1 protein-coding gene is annotated in these 272 nt (G+C 47.4%); it reads left to right on the forward strand.

The genetic code is table 11. The features are described 5' to 3' along the window. Positions 1-25 precede the first annotated feature (25 nt). A partial coding sequence (locus tag QN347_RS19915; protein WP_323494417.1) for a hypothetical protein occupies positions 26-272 on the forward strand: 247 nt, incomplete at its 3' end.

Below are 272 nucleotides of genomic sequence, written 5' to 3' on the forward strand. Positions count from 1 at the left end.
TATTACAAATACCGATGTTATCTACGTGGGTATAACCGCTGATAGCACGGGTAATTTATACACGATAGCTAGAGATTCCTCTAACCTGAATACGATTCTTAAAATCACACCAACCGGCATTGCCAGTTCTGTGTCTGTGCCGAGCAATGACTCTAGATCTTACGGCATCTCAGTAGATGCAACGGGCAATATCATTTTTGCGAACCAGCAATCAGGGACGATTAGCAAAATTAGTCCTGCGGGTGCGGCCACCGTGTTGGCCGGGGCGGCAG

The organism is Sphingomonas sp. 10B4 (assembly GCF_035019905.1).
Lineage (GTDB): Bacteria > Pseudomonadota > Alphaproteobacteria > Sphingomonadales > Sphingomonadaceae > Sphingomonas > Sphingomonas glacialis.